This is a genomic window from Bacillus sp. FSL H8-0492 (assembly GCF_038006145.1).
GTDB lineage: Bacteria > Bacillota > Bacilli > Bacillales > Bacillaceae_G > Bacillus_A > Bacillus_A mycoides.
Genome location: NZ_JBBOUP010000001.1, coordinates 3304274 through 3323814, shown reverse-complemented (window position 1 = coordinate 3323814; position 19541 = coordinate 3304274). Strand labels below are relative to the sequence as shown.

Sequence of the window (19541 nt, the reverse complement as noted above, 5' to 3'; positions counted from 1 at the left end):
TTAACGTAACGACAAGCTAATTTTCTATAACGTATAAAATCCTTAGAGCCGATAAGTATCGTTACTTCTATACTTTCTCGACAATAAAAAAACGTCCCAAAGTAGGACGTTTTTTTATGTGTATTGCTGTTTTTTCTTAATAAGTAATAACACTTGTGACACACACGCTAGTACTGGTAGTTCTATTAACGGTCCAATCACTAATGCAAGCGGGATAAGAGGCTCGTCTGGAAAAGCAGTCACAGCAATTGCGAGTGCAACAGGCGAGTTTCTCGCTAATGTTGTTAAGCTTAGGCTTACAGTGTCTTCATAGGATAAATGCATCATACGTCCTACAAACTGTCCTAGTATAAAGTTAATTATGAAGAACAGTAATACTGGTATAAGTAACAATAAAACAACATTCATATTTTGTAATAAGTACTTACCTTGTGAGGCAAACATCGCTACTATTGCTAAACTTAAAAATACAATTTGAGCAGAGCTGAAAAACGGAATGAGTTTATTCTCAAGTGTTTCAGCTTTTTTCATTTTATGCATAATGAATTTTGTAGCGTGCGCAAGTAAAAATGGTAAGACGATTACGATAACAATACTTTCTACTAAAATAGAAACCGCTACAGTATTCATTACACCAGCAAATAAAAATAAATAAATTGGAAGAAGTAGTACTTGCAAAATTAAATTTACAGGCAAAATTGCAGTAGAAACTGCTACATTTCCTTTCGCTATTTCAGTAAAGATTAAGTACCAATCTGTACACGGAGTAACCATTAACATAATAAAGCCGACCCAAAGTGCTGGGTGATCTGAAAGAAATAACGCGCCTAATCCCCAAGCAAGAAAAGGTGTCCATATAAAGTTAATACCTAGGCTTGTTCCAGCGAATTTTAAGTTGCGGAATCCATTTTTTATATCCTTTAATGGAATGCTAAGGAATAATCCATAAAGCATGAAAAATAAGAAGGGAACAATAAATTTTTCCGAATACATATGTATCATATTAAATTGTCCTAATATAACCCCGAATATAACAGCTGCAAGAATGATAAAGGTTTGAATCTTTTCTAAAGTACTCATTAATAAATCCTCTCTATAGATGAATTTCTCTCTCTAGTTGTATTATACAAGGGATTTCACTTATGTGTTTTCGAATTTATCATTTCGAATGAGGAAATATATTTCTTTGTTATTTTTAATCCGAGACATTTTTCTTTTCGAGAAGTTACTTGACTAAAGTAAGTAGATGTATTACAATCACTTACATAAGGTAATTAAATAACAAAAAGTTTTAATTTACTTAGGTTAAGGTATCAATTGGAACTTTTTATTAGAATAAGAATTTTTATGATGATGAATAATGAATATGATAAGAAAGTTTAGGTGAAGAAAATGGGATTATTTAGCTCATTGTTTGGTAAAAAAGAAGAAAATACAAAAGTAGAGGGGAATAAAACAATGTCAAAAGTATTATTTGTAAAAGCAAACGATCGTCCAGCGGAGCAAGCAATTAGTTCAAAAATGTATGAAACATTTGTAAGTGCTTATAAGGAAGCAAATCCGAATACAGAAATTACGGAGTTAGATTTATTCGCATTAGATCTTCCGTATTACGGAAATATTGCTATTTCAGGTGGATATAAACGTAGTCAAGGAATGGAGATAACAGCTGAAGAAGAGAAGGCAGTTGCTACAGTGGATAAGTACTTAAACCAGTTTTTAGAAGCTGAAAAAGTAGTATTTGCATTCCCATTATGGAACTTTACAGTACCAGCACCATTAATCACGTATATTTCATATCTTTCTCAAGCGGGAAAAACGTTTAAATATACAGCGAACGGTCCAGAAGGTTTAGTTGGTGATAAGAAAGTAGTTGTTTTAGGTGCTCGTGGTTCAGATTACTCTTCTGAACAAATGGCTCCTATGGAAATGGCTGTTAATTACGTTACAAACGTACTTGGGTTCTGGGGAATTGCAAATCCAGAGACAGTTGTAATTGAAGGACACAATCAATATCCAGATCGTTCACAGCAAATTGTTGAAGAAGGTTTAGATAACGTTAAGAAAGTAGCGGCGAAATTTTAATTAATGATAGTAAATGTAAAACCAACATGGATGACCATGTTGGTTTTTTAGTCTAATTTCCATGTTAAAAAATGTATATTCATAAAATAAATGAAAAGTTTGAAAATAGTATTGCAAAATATTATATAACAAACTATAATGAGTTCAAGAATAGTTGATACTTAAATTAAATATTCAGAAAATTCAATTAGTTAAAATTGGAAAATGAAATAAGGAAATTTGAATGGGGGTTATATTATGGCGAATAAAGTACCGTTTTCGTTCATAGTAGTTATCGGATTAATGTTATTTGCACTATTTTTTGGAGCAGGAAATTTAATATTCCCAGCGATGCTTGGTCAATCGGCAGGAGAGAATGTATGGATTGCTAACGCTGGATTTTTAGTAACAGGAGTAGGTTTACCATTACTAGGTGTATTAGCATTTGGTTTTTCAGGTAAAGATGATTTACAGTCATTAGCAAGTCGTGCTCACCCAGTGTTTGGGATTGTATTTACAACAGTTTTATACTTAGCAATCGGTCCGTTATTTGCAATACCAAGAACGGGAAATGTTTCTTATGAAATTGGTCTTAAGCCGTTTATGCCAGAGGGATTAGGTTCTACACCGTTAATTCTTTTTACAATTATATTCTTTAGTATTACTTGTTTTTTTTCGCTAAATCCTGCGAAAATTGTCGATATTGTTGGAAAAATCTTAACACCAATTAAATTAACATTCATCGGTATTTTAGTAATTGTTGCTTTTATTCATCCGATTGGAGAAATGCAAGCACCAGTTGAAGGGTATACATCACATGCATTTTTCAAAGGATTCCAAGAAGGATACTTAACAATGGACACGCTTGCATCGTTCGTATTTGGGATCATCATTATTAATGCAATTAAAGAAAAAGGTGCGAAAACGAAAACACAAATTATGGTTGTTTGTGCAAAAGCAACACTGATTGCTGCATCTATTTTAGCAATTATTTATACAGCTCTTTCTTATATGGGAGCTTCAAGCGTTGCGAAGCTTGGACATTTAGAAAACGGCGGAGAAGTATTAGCAAAAGTTTCTAACTACTATTTCGGATCATATGGCGGGGTATTATTAGGGTTAATGATTACAGTTGCTTGTTTAACAACAAGTGTGGGACTTGTATCAGCGTGTTCTTCATTTTTCCATAAGTTATTCCCAAATGTTCCTTACAAAGCAATCGCAATCACGCTATGTGTATTTAGTGCAATTGTTGCAAATGTTGGATTAACGCAATTAATTGCAGTTTCTGTGCCAGTATTAACAGCAATTTATCCACTAGCAATCGTGCTGATTTTCTTAACATTCTTCCACTCGTTATTCAAAGGTAGAGCTGAAGTTTATCAAGTGAGCTTAATCGTAACATTTATCATCAGCTTATTCGATGGATTAAGTGCAGCTGGAGTTAACATTGAAGTAGTAAGCCAAGTGTTCACTAAATTCCTTCCGATGCAGGAAGTAGGATTAGGCTGGATCTTCCCAGCGATTATCGGTGGATTTATCGGCTATGGTATTAGCGTTGTAAAAACGAAAAATGGAGTGCAACCAGCAGCTGATGCAAATAAGAAAATAAGTTAAATGAAAAAAGTTATAGAATTTGATTCTATAACTTTTTTGTTACTATTGATAAGAATAGAAAAAATAAAGTAATAGGGGAAATAAAATGAAAAAAACAATTGACCATATCGGGATCGCAGTTCGTGATATAGATAGTACGATACAGTTTTATGAAAAGGTTTTATCAGGAACTTTAATAGATCGATACGTAAGTGAAGCACCTGGTGTTGAAAGCGAAGTAGCTATTCTTGAAGTTGATGGTGATAGAATCGAATTACTTGCGCCAACGAATAATACAACTTCTCCAATAGCACGATTTATAAAGCAAAAAGGGAAAGGTGTCCATCATGTTGCGTATCGTGTAGACGATTTAGATGTAGCTTTAGAAGAATTAAAGGAACAAGGGATTCGAACGTTAGAACATACGCTTCGAATTAATAAACATGGTAGACGATTAATTTATCTTAACCCAGCGGATACAGAGGGAACAATCATTGAGTACTGTGATTATCCGGAAGAGAAGTAAAGGAAGTTTATCCTTGAGAAAAGGTGTTACGTAATAACGTAACACCTTTATAATGTGAGCTTTTAATTTTTAGTTTTTTAATCATCCCCTTTGTAGAGGAAGAGTGCAGCAGCGAAAAGATCCGCCAGATTTTATAATTTCTCCAAAGTCGATTTCAATAACCTCATAACCTCTAAGTCTCAGCTCTTTATTTGTTGTAGTATTAATGGGTAAACTAATCATCTTTTTATTGCCTAAAGATAATACATTGGTTGCTAAAGTAAATTGCTCTTTTTTAGATACTTCTATTAAATTATAACGATCTGATAACATTTTTAATGTACTATTACTAAATGCATGTGGATATATTAAGGCTTCTTCCTTTGAAATGATATTAAAAACACAATCTAAATGTAAAAAATCTTTTGAAAAAGGAACAGGAATTATTTTATAGTGTGTGAGAAACTGTTGAAGTTTTTTTACAGAGTTAAATAACGTTCGATTGCTCACGCCAATATATACAATATCTTGATCGATAATGACGTCACCACCTTCTATATGACTATTAATACAATCTATATAAGCAATATCTTGTTCTGACAATGTTTTTTTGAAAATTCGCTCTTCCCCTTTACGAACTTCATTTTTCATGTTAGAAATAAAAACTGTTTCTCCTATGGTAAAGCCGACATCCCTTGTGAAAACTTGTTCGGGAAAGCGGACTTTAGGAGGTAGCATTAGAGTGTGTATTCTATTTTCTTTAAGTATATCAATAAATTTTGAATATTGTTCTCTCGCTAGATTTACATTAAAGCCTAAATCGATAAAATATTTTTGGGTCTTGTTTATACCACTAGAAATATTCATATATAATGGTTCACATAGTATAACTTTTTTTAACGTACTATATTCACTTGAGCAATATGACTTTAAAATACTCATTCTTATAATCCTCCAATATAGGTGATTTTTAAATTGTTATACAATGATTGAAGCTTAAAATATTTTTGGATACAGAAGATAAAACGTAATAAAATATGAACTTAAAAAAGATTGAGCTTATAATAATTAAAGTGATTATTATAAGTTGTTATTTTTCTGTATTTTCAGTTTTTTATAACGACGGGTGTATCATTGCTCTAGAAAAAACGTAAAATAATTATAGGAACTCAGAATAATCTAGTATCTTTATAGATGAATTGTTTATCTGTTCCAAATCTGTATAACAAACCGCGATAGTGTAATTTTGCTCTAACCGATTTAGGCAGAAATAGAATTGACTAAAATCGGAATTAGTGTTCCGTAAGGTTATTTTATTTTGGGACCAATCGTCCATATTGAAGCCAAAACTATCTAATGGATATAGAAGTCCTTTTCCAATTGCTTTAACAAATGATTCTTTTAGAGTCCAAATATCAAAGAAAAACGATAACTGTCTATCGTGAGGAATATACTGAAAATAGTCAATTTCTTCTTGAGTAAAGCATAGTTCGGTTACGGAAAGATCTATAGGTTGAATTTTTTCAATGTCTACACCAATTCGTCCAGTTGAAGCAAGTCCACATATAATCCATTCTTCAGAATGAGATAAATTAAAATCCCCCTTCCAACCATGATATTTATTTAAAAAAGGGCGGCCTGTTCGATCTCTTTTAATAGAGATAGTATCTGCAGGTATGAGCAATAATCTTTGCAAACGTTTTCTGATGCATAGATGAGCTAATAATGTTCTTTGTTGATCTTCTAATTTATGAAATCTTAAAATTCTTTCCCTTTCATTTTTAGGTAATTCTGTGAGTTTCAGCTCTATGTCTTTGTAGGGTAGTAAAATTCCTAATTTAACTGCAATAATTTCTAAGTAACTATCAATTTTTTTCATAATGACCTCACTAACAATATAAATAATAGTCTCAAGAGAATTTAAATGTATAATTAATTTTATTATTTATCAACTACCATTAAGTTATAGAGAGCGATATAAGATTTATTGAGAAATCATGTGAATTATATTAAGTGTTATTGTATAGCTATTTTGAAGAAATGAACAAACTTATGTTTTATTTTTTTTTTGAAGTCAATTCAATTATTAAAAAAGTTTCTCAAGTTTTGTTATGTATTTTAGATTGCTTTGAAAATTAAATGAAGTTACAATTAACCCTGTTTAATAGTTGGAAAAATCAGAAAAATAAAAGGGGATTGGGTAAGTGATAATTTCTGGAGAAATAAAAGAATTTATAAAGAATTATGATGATAAATTACCATTCTCAGGTGCGATTTTAATTCAAAATAAAAAAAAGGTCTTTGAAGATGGATTTGGATATGCGAATAGAAGTGAACAAATTTTTAATACATCACGTACTCGGTTTGGTATGGCTTCTGGGTGTAAAATTTTTACTGCAGTTGCAATATGTCAATTAGTTGAAAAGGGTGTTTTAACTTTTGATACTTGTTTGAAAGAGTGTTTAGAAGACTCATTCCCAAATTTTTATGAAGGTATTACAATTCATCATTTATTAACTCATACTTCGGGCATACCAGATTATTTTGATGAAGAAGAAATGGATGATTTTGAAGATTTATGGAAGGATACCCCAATGTATTCTATTAAATCTCCTGCAGATTTTCTGCCTATGTTTCAAAATTATCATATGAAGTTTAATCCTGGAAGTAAATTTTCTTATAGTAATGCAGGTTATATTTTACTTGGGTTGATTGTAGAAAAATTGACAGGGATGAAGTTTGCAGAATATGTAAAAGAGAATATATTTCAGGTTTGCGGCATGTCAGATTCAGGATATTTCCGGATGGATCAACTGCCGGAACGAACTGCACTTGGATATATAGATAATAAAGATGATAACACTTGGAGAACTAATATCTATTCGGTCCCTATAGTTGGTGGGCCAGATGGAGGGGCTTTTACAACAGTTTTAGATTTAGGAGAATTTTGGAATGGATTATTTAATGGGAAACTCCTAAATAAAGAGTACACTAATCAGTTGTTAACTCCTTATGTGAAAAATAATAGTTTACATTATGGATATGGTGTTTGGATTTCAATGGAAAATGATGAGATTCTCAAATATTTTGTATTTGGATTTGATCCAGGTGTGAGGGTTCATTCATCTGTAAATGCAAAGTCTAAGATGCAATTCCATATTATGTCTAATGTGGAACGAAATGTAGTTCCTATTAAAAGTGGGATTGATAAATTAATTTCTGAAAAAAAGATTTAGTTTTTGAGATTCATGGATGTTTTTTGATACCTACAAAATAAAAAAGGATATGAATATTTAACTAAGAGTTAATATGCTTATAAAAACTGTTGGATTGTTCGCTTTAAATGATTAATTAGAGTATAAATTTTGAGAGCCTAAGGGTGTTTGTTAAGGATTTAAATGAAGGATTCCTGATAGAAATCAACAGCATTAATTTCTATATAAAGGAGTTAATAATATGATTAGAGGAACTACCGATTTAGGGGAAAGTCAAAAGAAAGAGTTAGAGAAGCATCGTTTTTCGAAAGAAATCAACTTGGAAATTCGCGAATTACAAAAAACCAACAATTGGTATAATTTTTTTGCCATAGGATTGGATTGGGGTATTGTGTCCTTAGTAATTGCATTGAATTATTTTATCCCTACTATGTGGATGTATTTGATTAGTATTGTTATCATTGGTAGCCGTATGCGTGGCCTTGATATTATGATGCATGAGTCAAGTCATCGTATGCTTTTTAAAAATCGTAAATTAAATAAGTGGGTTGCATGTTTCTTTGCTGCTTATCCGATAATGATTTCTTATAAAGCATATTGTAAGAGTCACATGAATCACCACAGGTATTTATGGAGTGAGATAGACCCTGATAAGCAAAGGTATCAAATTGTTGGGTTAGATAAACCGACTAAAAATAAAATGAAATTTTTTATTCAGCATTGCTTAAAGCCTTTGTTCTTAGTACATGTGCCGAATTATTTGATTGGAATGATCAAAGTAACAGCATATGCAAAAGAGGAACCTAGATTTGATCAAATAATCAGGACTCTATATTGGGGCGCTATCATTATTTGTTCGATTGTTTTCGGTTTCTGGCAAGAGCTGATTTTATTTTGGGTAGTTCCGTTTTTAACAACTTTTCAAATGTTAAAATATTGGGCTGAAATGGCCGAACATGCAGGACTAGAATCGGAAAATGAGATATTTGCATCAAGAAATTCTTTTGGGAATTGGTTTGAGCGCTTTCTCATTCATCCTCATAGAAACTCATACCATTTGGTACATCACTTGTTCCCTGCTGTTCCACACTTTAACATAAAGAAGGCTCATCTTATTTTAATGAAAGATGAAGAATATCAAAAAGCGCATCATTGTACAGGGTTCTTTTTTTCCACTGCACCAGGATTCTCTTCTGTAATAGATGATATACAAGGACGGATACCATTTTGGAATAAAGTGAAAGGGAAATAGATCATTATACGTGTTGTGCTACATAGGCTGTATGGAAATTTAATGGTTTACCAAAGATAATTCCTGATTGCACCCTAAAATATAAATGGGAGCTAGATTAATAAAAAAATTGGGAGATGTTAGGTGGCTAATTAAGTTCTATAGAGCCTTTTAAAATTTAGTAAATAATTTTGATTCATAGGAAAGGAGAGTATATGAATAACACGATGCTTTTTTGTTTTCCTTATGCTGGTGGATCCGGTTCGATATATAGTAAGTGGAAAAATTACTTACATCCTAGTATTGAATTGAAACCAATTCAATACGCAGGAAGGGGTAAAAGATTTCAAGAAGATTGTTATGATGATATGAATCACGCGGTTAATGATATATTCGAATGTATATATAGAGTTGTAGGTAATTGCGATTACGCGTTTTTTGGTCACAGTATGGGCGGGCTTATCGCTTATGAACTTTGTAAGGAAATAGAAAGTAGAAATCTTAATGCTCCTGTGCATATTTTTCTATCAGGTGTCAAGCCCCCAAATTTTATTAGAGAACAAAAAGTGTCTAACTTACCAGAAAAAGAATTTAAAGATGTGATATTAAATTTAAATGGTACTCCAAAAGAAATTCTTAATAATCAGCAGTTAATGGATATATTTATCCCAATTTTAAGATCTGACTTTAAATTGATAGAAGAATATAAATTCAGTAATGAATTGTACAAGTTAAATACGTGTATTACTGCAATGTACGGTAAGCTGGATGATGTTACTGAGGAATACATGAAAAAATGGTGTGAGTTTACTTCGAGAGATACTGTTGTTTATGGCTATCCAGGAGATCACTTTTTTATTAATGAAAATTACATTGATATTATAAATCTTATTAATTCAACATTGGTTGGGAGAGGAGATTATTATGAGCAATGATGTTTATAATGCAGATTTGTTAACTAAAGAGGAGAAGTTTTGGTTGGATCAACTATCAACGGATTTAGAAATGAGTAGTTTTGTAAATTTTAATAAAAAAGTTGGTGTGAAAAATCAGGAAGAAAAAATATTTACATATAGATTATCAGAAAACATATCACATAAAATTAGTGAAATAAGTAATCATTCTGAATATGGAATGCTTATCATTTTGATTGCTAGTGTGAAATATTTGCTCTCAATATACACGGATAGTAAAGATATTTCTATTGGAACGCCAGTAATTCAATCAAAATCTGGCACAGCATATTATGATCATCTTTTGATTATAAGAAGTAATGTCCATAGTAAGATGACATTTAAAGAGCTTCTATTAAAAGTACAACAAAACATTACAGAGGCAAATAAAAATCAGAAAGTATCGCATAAGCGATTAGCAAAACTTTTAGGAGATGAGAATGCAAATTCTAATAAACTGAATCCTCGTACAGTCATACAGTTTGAAAATATTCAACATAATATTTCTAATCATTATACAAATGCAGATACCGTCTTTAATTTTACATGGCATGGAGATAAAATAGAGTGTTGTATCACTTGTAAAGAAAGTGTAGGAGACTTGATTGAAAGAGTTATAAATCAATTGACTCATTTGTTAAAAGCAGTAGTAGCTAATCCGAGTATAAGGCTCTCTGAAATTGATATTTTATCCAATGAGAGAAATCGTATTCTAAATGAGTTTAACAACACAAAAACAGGTTTTCCTAAGGATCAATCTGTTGTTGACTTGTTTGAATTTCAAGTAGCTAAAAGTCCCCATAAGCTAGCAGTCTTTTACCAAAATCAAAATTTAACTTACGAGGAATTAAATATAAGAGCAAATCATATAGCACATAAATTAGTTGAATTAGGAGCTAAAAAAGATTCTGTAATAGGGATTATGTTAGATAGATCGCTCGAACTTCCAATTGGTATATTAGGTGTTTTAAAGGCAGGGGCTGCATATTTACCCATTGATCCAAACTATCCAAATGAACGAATTAATTATCTCTTAAGTAATTCTAATGTAGATATCATTTTGAAGTGCAGCAATAATGAATTTAATTTTATAATTGAAAACACTAGATTTGTTGATATAGATACAACTTTGGGAGACGGTACACCTATAGAAATGAGTGGGAATTTAGAATTGAAAATCTCATTAGAGAGCTTAATGTATGTTCTTTATACATCTGGGAGCACTGGTGACCCTAAAGGAGTTATGGTGAAAAGAAATTCATTTATGAATTTGCTCAACTGGTATACCAATGAATTTGATATGAATCCAACCGATAATGTATTATTAATTGCCCCAATTAGTTTCGATACAGCGCATAAAAATTTATTTGCTCCATTGATAAAAGGGGGGCGATTGCACCTTTTTGAGTCAGGTATGTATGATTACAATAAAATGTCTGATTATATAAATACTCATAAAATTACGAGCATTAATTGTACCCCAAGTGGTTTTTATCCATTGGTTGATTATAATGAGAGAACTAATTTTAGTAGGTTAATCACGTTGAAGCGTATTTTTTTAGGTGGTGAATCGATAAATTGTAAAAAACTCAAACCTTTAGTTAAATCAATAAATTTCAAGAGCGAAATTATAAATACGTATGGTCCCACGGAATGCACGGATTTAGCCTCTTTCTATAGAATTAGTAATCAAGAGATAGAACAATTGAAGGTGATTCCAATCGGGAAGCCTCTTAATAATGTCGAAATATACATTGTTGATCAAGAGATGAATCTTGTACCTATTGGTATAACAGGAGAACTGTGTATTGCTGGGGTTGGATTGGCACGTGGGTATTATAATGCTCCAGATTTAACGAGAGAAAAATTTGTAGAGTTTCCGAAAATTACCGAAAAAAAAGTTTATAAAACAGGAGATATGGCAAGGTGGATGCCTGATGGGAATATTGAATTTATTGGAAGGAAAGATAATCTTACGAAAATAAGGGGGTTTCGGGTAGAAGTTGGGGAGATAGAGACTGGTCTTATGAAGCATCCAGATGTAGATGAGGTTGTTGTTGTCGCAATCGAAGATACTTTCGGTACGAAAGTATTAAGTGCTTATTTTGTTGCCAATGTGAATATAACAAACTCAGAATTAAGAAATTTCCTTATTAAAAGTTTGCCGAATTTCATGGTGCCAACCTACTTCACTCAACTGAAAAAAATGCCACTCAATCAAAACGGGAAAATTGATCGTAAAGCATTGCCAGTGTCCAACTTGGATCCAGTATCAGACTTCGACTATGTTGCACCAGAAGGCGAATTGGAAAAAAAGGTTGCACATATATGGAGAGATGTTCTTAATATTCAAAAGATAGGAGTGTATGATAATTTTTTTGAGTTAGGTGGGCATTCTTTAAATGCTGCTTCGATTATATTGAAAGTTAACCAAGAATTTGACGTGAATATACACTTAAGTGAAATGTTTAAAAAGCCAACTATAAAAGAATTTACAACTCTAATACTGGATGGGGAACAACATAAAAGTTCAATTATATTACCTGTTGAAGCAAGAGAATACTATCCTGTTTCATCACAGCAAAAAAGGCTATTTATTATGTGGCAACTTAATCGTGATTCAGTAGCTTATAATTTACCGTCTGGGACAATCATAGAGGGTGATCTCGAATATGATATGTTGGTGAGAGCTTTCCAACATCTTGTTGATCGTCATGAATCTTTACGTACATCGTTTTCATTCATCAATGGACAAGTGGTGCAGTATGTACATCCTAAATTAAAGGTTATTGTTGATATCGTTGAAGCATCGGAAGAAGAATTAATGGAGTATGTACATGGGTTTGCTACACCTTTTAATCTGGGACAACCTCCTCTATTTAGAATCAAAGTTATTAAAATCAGAGAAAATAAGCATTTGCTGTTAACTGATGCTCACCATATTGTCTTTGATGGTATATCGATGGACATAATTATGGAGGAATTTTATGATAGTTATTTAAATAAAGATTTGCCTCCGATTAAATTACAATATAGAGACTATGCAGTATGGCAGGCAGAATTTTTTCAGACTGATGATTTTAAGAGTAAAGAAAAGTATTGGCTAAACATATTTAAAGAGGAACCTCCATTACTGGAGTTAAATACAGATTATCCACGACACCCGGTGCAACTTTATGATAGTGATTATGTACCAATTATGGCGGGATACGATTTGACAAAGCGTTTGAAAAAGATAGCGAAGGAGAATGGGACAACCCTATATACGGTGCTACTTGCTGCTTTAAATGTATTGTTTTTAAAATATACGGGTCAAGAAGATATTACGATTGGTACCCCTACAGCTGGCCGATCTCGTCCAGGTTTGGAACGGACTATTGGTATGTTTGTGAATACGGTAGTAATAAGAAATTTCCCATGTCGCAAAAAAACATTTCTGAATTTTCTGGATGAAGTGAAGGATAATACAATAAAAGCCATTGATCACGAGGAATATCCGTTTGAATTGTTAGTAAATCAAGTAGATGCTTATCGAAATACAGGGAGAAATCCAATATTTGATATTATGTTTTCTTTGGATAATGATGAGTATTTCTTTAAGGATAAAGGGGAATTAACTTTCCGAAAATTCCCATTTGAAAGTAGTATGACTCAATTTGATATGTTCATTCATGTATTAGAAATTAATGAAGATATGCATTTTAAGTGGAAGTATCGTAAGGATATATTCAAGAAGGATACAGTACAAAGATTAGCAGAACATTTTATTTATCTACTTGATGAGATTACCGAAAAGATGGATATACCATTACAAGATATCCAGATGATGTCTGAATCAGAGATGAAAACCGTTCTTTATGAATTTAATAATACGACGGATGAATATTCGTATCAAATGACGGTGCATGAGATATTTGAGCAGAAAGTGAAAGAAGGTCCATCAGAAAATGCCATCGTATATAAAGAAATGACACTAACGTACTCTGAGCTGGATGCAAGGGCAAATCAACTGGCCCGCACTTTAAGAAAAAAGGGAGTGCAAAGAAATAGCGTTGTTGGACTTATTGCAGAGCCTTCCTTAGAAATGGTCATAGGAGTTCTCAGTGTGCTAAAAGCAGGAGGGGCATTTTTACCGATTGATCCCACTCTTCCAATAAGCAGGATAAAATATTTTTTGAGAGACAGTGATTGTCAGTTGGTTCTGGCCCGAAATAATATGAAGGAACGCTTTACTTTTGAACAGGAAGTAATTAGGTTGGATGATGAAATAAACTGTAAAGAAGATGGTTGTTATCTTGAAAACATAAACCAGCCCGACGATTTGGCATATGTAATTTATACCTCTGGAACAACCGGTAACCCTAAAGGGGTTATGGTCGAACACAAGAATATTGTGAATCAGTTGATAGGACTCATTCGGAAATTAAAATTTAATCAAGAAATGAATCATTTATTGCTAGCAAAAATCACATTCGATGTTTCTGTTCAACAAATCCTTCTCCCGATTCTCTCTGGGGGTAGGTTATATATTCCTGAGGAAGAGCTAATCGCTGAGCCAAGAAATATGTGGAACTTTATTGAGAAAAACAAAATTAATGTCTTGGGCGCTGTACCTACCCATTTGAAAGTTTTAATAGATAATATTGTCATAAGTCAACCTCTTAACTATGTTCTTGTAGCCGGTGAGGTCTTTACAAAGAGTCTTTATGATCAATTAAAGAGTACTGTTAATGCTGAGATGATTATTAATCTGTATGGTCCAACCGAGACGACGATTTTTTCAACATACTATATTTGTCGTGAAAATGAAGAGGGTTCGAGCATACCAATAGGTAAGCCTCTAAGTAACTATAGGGCATATATTTTAAATCAAGATTATTATCCTGTACCTATTGGTGTGACTGGGGAGTTATATATTGCTGGGGCAGGTGTAGGAAGGGGATATATCAATAAGTCAGATTTGACAGATGAAAAATTTATGTCCAATCCATTTATTCCAGGTGAGAAAATGTATAAAACGGGAGACCTTACAAGGTGGCTCCCTAATGGGGACATTGAGTATCTTGGAAGGATTGACCATCAGGTAAAGGTTAAGGGAGTCCGAGTAGAGCCAGATGAAATAAAAAACCACATTTTAAATCATAAATATATTGATAATGCAATTGTTGTTGCGAAACAAAATCAAAGTAATGAAAGCTATTTGTGTGCGTATCTAATTACAAACCAAGAGGTTACTAGTACAGAATTAAGGGAGTATTTGAGGAATAAGTTACCTGAATATATGATTCCGTCACATTTTGTGCAATTAGAGAGTATGCCTGTAACGAATAACGACAAAGTCGACGTAAGAGCCTTGCAAGAAAGGGATGATGAGAATTATATATCGTTAGGTACTACTTATATAGCACCTGGAACGAATCTAGAAAAAATGATAGCGGAGATCTGGAAACAGGTACTTGGGGTAAATCAGGTCGGTATTTATGATCATTTCTTCGAACTTGGTGGGAATTCACTGAATATTATTCAAATAAATGAACGGTTGAAAAATGATTTGAACATCGACATAACTGTAATGATGCTATTTAGATATCCTACAATTTATTCTCTATCCCAGCAATTAAAGATGACTGCTGAGAGCAGGGTACAGGAAAAAATGAATTCAAATAGAGTTCAGGTAATAAAGGAATCGAAAAATAGGTTAAAACAAAGACGTCAAAGAAAGAGGGATTCGAATGAATGATAGTGCACAGGAACCGATAAGAAATGGTATAGAGATTGCTATTATTGGAATGTCTTGCAGATTTCCTGGTGGAGATACTATAAATGAATTCTGGGAAAATTTGAAGAATGGTGTAGAATCGGTAACTTTCTTCACAGATAAGGAGTTACAGAAAGGAGGAATTGATCTAGAAACGATCCAGAATCCCAATTATATAAAGGCTGGTGGGGCTATTACAGGAACAGAATGGTTCGACAATAAATTATTTAATTACTCACCTAGGGAATTAGAGGTAATGGATCCACAGCTGAAAATTTTGCACGAGTGTGCTTGGGAAGCATTAGAGAGTAGTGCTTACTTTTCGGATACCTTTAATGGTTTAATTGGTACTTATATTGGAGCATCTACAAACTTATATTGGTTAGAAGCGGTATATGATGGAGCGAAAGATTTTATAAAAGAAGCAGAATTTTTAAATGGTTCTCAATTTTTCGGCACCAGATTATCACATAAATTAAATTTGAAAGGTCCTAGTTATACAGTTCAAACTGCATGTTCCTCTTCATTGGTTGCTGTGCACTTGGCATGTCAAGCTCTATTAAGTGGAGATTGTGACATTGCTTTGGCTGGAGGGGTTTCACTTACATTACCTGAGAAAAGAGGGTATTTATACAAGGATGGCATGATTCTTTCACCAGATGGACACTGTAGACCTTTTGATGATAATGCTAGGGGAACGGTCAATGGAAATGGAGCGGGAATTGTTGTTTTGAAGCGTATGGAGGATGCGATTGCTGATGGAGATTTCATCCATGCTGTTGTGAAAGGATCCGCAATAAATAATGATGGCGCTGATAAGGTTAGTTTTAATGCGCCAAGTGTAGAAGGACAAGCTGCTGTTATTAGAGCAGCTCATCACATGGCCGAGGTAGAATCTGAAAGTATATCATATGTAGAGGCTCATGGTACTGGAACAATGCTAGGTGACCCGATTGAGGTTGAAGCCTTGAAGTTGGCATTTAATACAGAGAAGAATAATTTTTGTGGTATTGGATCGGTTAAAGGGAATATTGGTCATCTTGATAACGCTGCAGGTATAGCAGGTTTGATAAAAACTGTAGTTGCTTTGGAGAATCGCATGATTCCACCAAGCATTAACTACGAGAAAGCAAATGAAAAAATTAATTTTGGTAATAGTCCATTTTATGTACAGGATACATTGGCAGAATGGAAGAACCAAGAGTTTCCTTTAAGAGCAGGAGTAAGTTCATTTGGTATGGGAGGAACAAATGCCCATGTTGTACTTGAGGAACCTCCCCAAAGAGAAGCTTCTGAGCGGAGTAGGAGATATCAATTACTTTCTTTTTCTGCACAAACGAAAAAATCTCTTGAAGAGCAAACTAAAAAGTTAGCTGAATATTTAAATCATAACAATAATGTGAATTTGGCTGATGTAGCTTATACACTTTTAAATGGAAGGAAAAATTTAAAATATCGAAGAGCATTAGTGGTTTCGGATATAGAGGAAGCGAAGCGAGAATTTTTTATTCAAAATTCTGGTAAGGTTCAAACTAACATTTGTGATGGCGGTAGTAAGCAAATAATTTTCATGTTTCCCGGGCAGGGTGCGCAATATGTAAATATGGGATTGGATTTATATAAAGAAGAGAAGAGATTTCGAGATGAAGTGAATCTTTGTTGTGAGATTTTAGAAGAGATTAGTGGGATTGATTGGAAGGAAGTCTTATATCCAAAGGACCTGGAAGCTAGAATGAGAGATGATATAAATCAAACATCTAATACACAGCCTGCAATATTTATTTTTGAATATTCATTAGCAAAAACACTAATGGAATGGGGCGTCTATCCGGACGGCATGATTGGACATAGTATAGGGGAATATGTGGCGGCTTGTTTGGCGGGAGTGTTCTCATTAAAGCAAGCGCTACAGTTGGTGTATGAGCGGGCGACCTTAATGCAGCAATTACCTAAAGGAAGCATGATAAGTGTAATGGCTTCGAAAAATGAAATTTTACCACTAATGAATCAAGATGTATCTATTGCCGCGGTGAATAGTCCAATATCATGCGTAATCTCAGGTTCTGATGAGGCAATCTATACTTTTGAGGGGGAATTGATTAGGAAAGGTTTTCAGTTTAAAAAACTTACAACTTCCCATGCCTTTCATTCATCCATGATGGACTCAATTTTAGATACCTATGGAAAGAAGTTAAAAGAAATTAATTTCCAGGATATTAAAATACCATTTGTATCCAATTTGACAGGAGAATGGATTACGGAAGAACAAGCAAAAAGTGCAGATTATTGGGTGAATCATCTGCGACATGTAGTGGAATTTTCTGAGGGCATTAAGCATCTACTATCGGGTACGGAAAGTATTTTTGTGGAGGTTGGACCAGGTAGAACATTAAGTAGTTTTGTTAGACAACATACTCAAGGAGAATCAAAATGCCCAATTATTAATACTGTAAGGCATCCTAAAGAAAAAATTTTTGATGACAATTACTTGCTTCGAAATATTGGTAAATTGCATATTCATGGCGTGAAGATTAACTGGTCCAAGTATTTTTCGCAAGAAAGAAGATATCGTGTTCCACTCCCTACGTATCCTTTTGAACGGCAGTTCTTTAGCCTTTCTAAGGATATTGAAATGGAAGAGAGTTCCCCTTTATCGCAAAGTGACTATGTAGAAGAGCTAAAGAGGAATGTTGTTCCGAAAGATGATAAACAGCGGAAAATTATAGAATCATATAAGAGAGTTACGGGAGTAAAACAAGTTAGTATCCATGATGATTTCTTTGAATTAGGAGGTAGCTCACTAACGGCTATCAATGTTGTTTCGAACTTACAGAAGGATTTTGATATTTCTATTAATCATTTATTTGAATACCCTAGAGTCTCTGATCTAGCGCAGCATATGACATATAAAAAGGAGAAGACCATTCCAGATGCATTAGCAACTTATCTGATTGCTAGAGGAGAAAGGCATCGGTTTATGGAGGAGAAGATAAGAGGAGACATAGCGATACGAAGTTTATATGATGATAGAAACAAAAAGTATTACGAAATCAACCTTTCTTGCCAAACCGGTTATAAGGAAGTTCTATTGACAGGAAGCACGGGATATTTGGGCGTTTACTTATTACATGATTTATTAACTGAATTAGATTGCAATGTGCATTTGATTGTAAGAAGTGACAATTGTATAAAAGCAGAAAATCGCATTAAAGAAAAAGTTTGCTCTTATTTTGGAACATCTTTTTATGATAAGTATAAGAAAAGAATTTTTGTATATAGTGGCGACCTGACAAAAAAATATATGGGCTTAGATTTGCCGAACTATCAATATTTGAGTGAAACAATCCAATGTATTATACATTCAGCAGGCAGTGTTAGTCATTATGGGAAATATGAAAAATCCTATGAAGCAAACGTTCTAGCTACGAGAAATGTAATTGATTTTTCGCTTAAGGGAGTAAAGAAAGATGTGAATCATATTTCTACATTGGCTGTAGCTTCTGGTGTAGTAAAGAATAACGAAGATATATTGTATACGGAGTATGATAATGATTTAGGGCAAATTATTGAAAATCCTTATCCAAAGACAAAGTTAGAAGCTGAAAAGATTGTACTGGAAACGAGGGATAAGGGAATAAATGTAAATGTTTTTCGAGTGGGAAACATTGGTTTTGATTCTAAAACAGGAAGGTTTCAAGAAAACATAGAGCAGAATGCATTATACTCAATGATGAAATCATATATAAGAATTGGATTGGTTCCAGAAATGGAAAGAGATATAGATTTTGCATGTGTGAATGATGTTAGTCAGGCAATTATTAAGTTGTTTAATAAAAAAGAATTAATGAATGAGACTCATCACATTTTCAATCCTAACTATGTAAGCTTATCAGCTCTTTTAACAACGTATGGATTAGACATAGATGTAAAAGAAACTTCAATTGATAAATTTATAAATTATATCTTTGATGAAAAGCAATTTAATCAATATGCATCAGATATATATAATTTACAGCTGCATTGTATAGGAGATGAATTGAAAACATTTAATGATGTCGAACAAACATTGTTCCATATAATGGGAGATAAAACGAATATGCTGTTAAGAAAAACGGGTTTTGTATGGAATAATATTACGGATGAAATGACGAAAAAAATGATTAGATATGGTCAAAAAGTTAATTATTTCGAAAAACATTAAATATAAAGTGGTGATAAT

Annotated in this window: 11 protein-coding genes; 8 read left to right on the top strand and 3 right to left on the bottom strand. The window is 33.1% G+C overall.

Annotation, left to right across the window (positions count from 1 at the left end; translation table 11 throughout):
* Positions 1-114 precede the first annotated feature (114 nt).
* A complete protein-coding gene (locus MHH66_RS17000) occupies positions 115-1080 on the bottom strand; it encodes an arsenic resistance protein (RefSeq protein WP_078185656.1) in 966 nt (321 codons plus the stop codon).
* A 312-nt stretch (positions 1081-1392) separates the two neighbouring features.
* Here MHH66_RS17000 and MHH66_RS16995 point away from each other — a divergent pair, with 312 nt between their 5' ends.
* The 3 genes from MHH66_RS16995 to MHH66_RS16985 all read left to right on the top strand — a co-directional run bounded on the left by MHH66_RS16995 (position 1393) and on the right by MHH66_RS16985 (position 4186).
* Positions 1393-2085 carry an FMN-dependent NADH-azoreductase gene (locus tag MHH66_RS16995; protein WP_002165961.1) on the top strand — a complete coding sequence of 231 codons (693 nt, stop codon included), beginning with the start codon at positions 1393-1395 and terminating at the stop codon, positions 2083-2085.
* Between the two features lie 237 nt (positions 2086-2322).
* Positions 2323-3681 (top strand): branched-chain amino acid transport system II carrier protein, encoded by a 1359-nt coding sequence (brnQ, locus tag MHH66_RS16990; protein WP_002135709.1) that lies wholly within the window; start codon positions 2323-2325, stop codon positions 3679-3681.
* Positions 3682-3766: 85 nt separating this feature from the next.
* Positions 3767-4186, top strand: a complete 420-nt coding sequence (locus MHH66_RS16985; RefSeq protein WP_002126861.1) for a VOC family protein — start codon at positions 3767-3769, stop codon at positions 4184-4186.
* An 81-nt stretch (positions 4187-4267) separates the two neighbouring features.
* On the opposite strand, the gene MHH66_RS16980 is transcribed toward MHH66_RS16985, so the two are convergent.
* Both MHH66_RS16980 and MHH66_RS16975 read right to left on the bottom strand, forming a co-directional pair.
* Complete coding sequence (locus MHH66_RS16980) at positions 4268-5107, bottom strand: dimethylarginine dimethylaminohydrolase family protein (RefSeq protein WP_063217804.1); 840 nt, start codon at positions 5105-5107, stop codon at positions 4268-4270.
* A gap of 217 nt (positions 5108-5324) precedes the next feature.
* Positions 5325-6044 (bottom strand): 4'-phosphopantetheinyl transferase family protein, encoded by a 720-nt coding sequence (locus MHH66_RS16975; RefSeq protein ID WP_002141318.1) that lies wholly within the window; start codon positions 6042-6044, stop codon positions 5325-5327.
* Between the two features lie 325 nt (positions 6045-6369).
* Here MHH66_RS16975 and MHH66_RS16970 point away from each other — a divergent pair, with 325 nt between their 5' ends.
* From MHH66_RS16970 to MHH66_RS16950, 5 genes are all read left to right on the top strand, one after another.
* On the top strand, positions 6370-7401 hold the full coding sequence (locus tag MHH66_RS16970; RefSeq protein ID WP_063217803.1) for a serine hydrolase domain-containing protein: 1032 nt from the start codon (positions 6370-6372) through the stop codon (positions 7399-7401).
* A 220-nt stretch (positions 7402-7621) separates the two neighbouring features.
* A complete protein-coding gene (locus tag MHH66_RS16965; protein ID WP_002189230.1) occupies positions 7622-8632 on the top strand; it encodes a fatty acid desaturase family protein in 1011 nt (336 codons plus the stop codon).
* A 194-nt stretch (positions 8633-8826) separates the two neighbouring features.
* Positions 8827-9546, top strand: coding sequence for a thioesterase II family protein (locus tag MHH66_RS16960; RefSeq protein ID WP_002193100.1), 720 nt, complete (start codon positions 8827-8829; stop codon positions 9544-9546).
* Positions 9536-15304, top strand: a complete 5769-nt coding sequence (locus MHH66_RS16955) for a non-ribosomal peptide synthetase (protein ID WP_078184723.1) — start codon at positions 9536-9538, stop codon at positions 15302-15304. The genes MHH66_RS16960 and MHH66_RS16955 overlap by 11 nt, the downstream gene beginning before the upstream one ends.
* Positions 15297-19523, top strand: a complete 4227-nt coding sequence (locus MHH66_RS16950) for a type I polyketide synthase (protein WP_078184724.1) — start codon at positions 15297-15299, stop codon at positions 19521-19523. The genes MHH66_RS16955 and MHH66_RS16950 overlap by 8 nt, the downstream gene beginning before the upstream one ends.
* The last annotated feature ends 18 nt before the right edge of the window (positions 19524-19541 follow it).

Coding starts and splice junctions, on each gene's coding strand:
- MHH66_RS17000 (WP_078185656.1), bottom strand. CDS start 1,080: ATGAGTACTTTAGAAAAGATTCAAACCTTTATCATTCTTGCAGCTGTT.
- MHH66_RS16995 (WP_002165961.1), top strand. CDS start 1,393: ATGGGATTATTTAGCTCATTGTTTGGTAAAAAAGAAGAAAATACAAAA.
- brnQ (WP_002135709.1), top strand. CDS start 2,323: ATGGCGAATAAAGTACCGTTTTCGTTCATAGTAGTTATCGGATTAATG.
- MHH66_RS16985 (WP_002126861.1), top strand. CDS start 3,767: ATGAAAAAAACAATTGACCATATCGGGATCGCAGTTCGTGATATAGAT.
- MHH66_RS16980 (WP_063217804.1), bottom strand. CDS start 5,107: ATGAGTATTTTAAAGTCATATTGCTCAAGTGAATATAGTACGTTAAAA.
- MHH66_RS16975 (WP_002141318.1), bottom strand. CDS start 6,044: ATGAAAAAAATTGATAGTTACTTAGAAATTATTGCAGTTAAATTAGGA.
- MHH66_RS16965 (WP_002189230.1), top strand. CDS start 7,622: ATGATTAGAGGAACTACCGATTTAGGGGAAAGTCAAAAGAAAGAGTTA.
- MHH66_RS16960 (WP_002193100.1), top strand. CDS start 8,827: ATGAATAACACGATGCTTTTTTGTTTTCCTTATGCTGGTGGATCCGGT.
- MHH66_RS16955 (WP_078184723.1), top strand. CDS start 9,536: ATGAGCAATGATGTTTATAATGCAGATTTGTTAACTAAAGAGGAGAAG.
- MHH66_RS16950 (WP_078184724.1), top strand. CDS start 15,297: ATGAATGATAGTGCACAGGAACCGATAAGAAATGGTATAGAGATTGCT.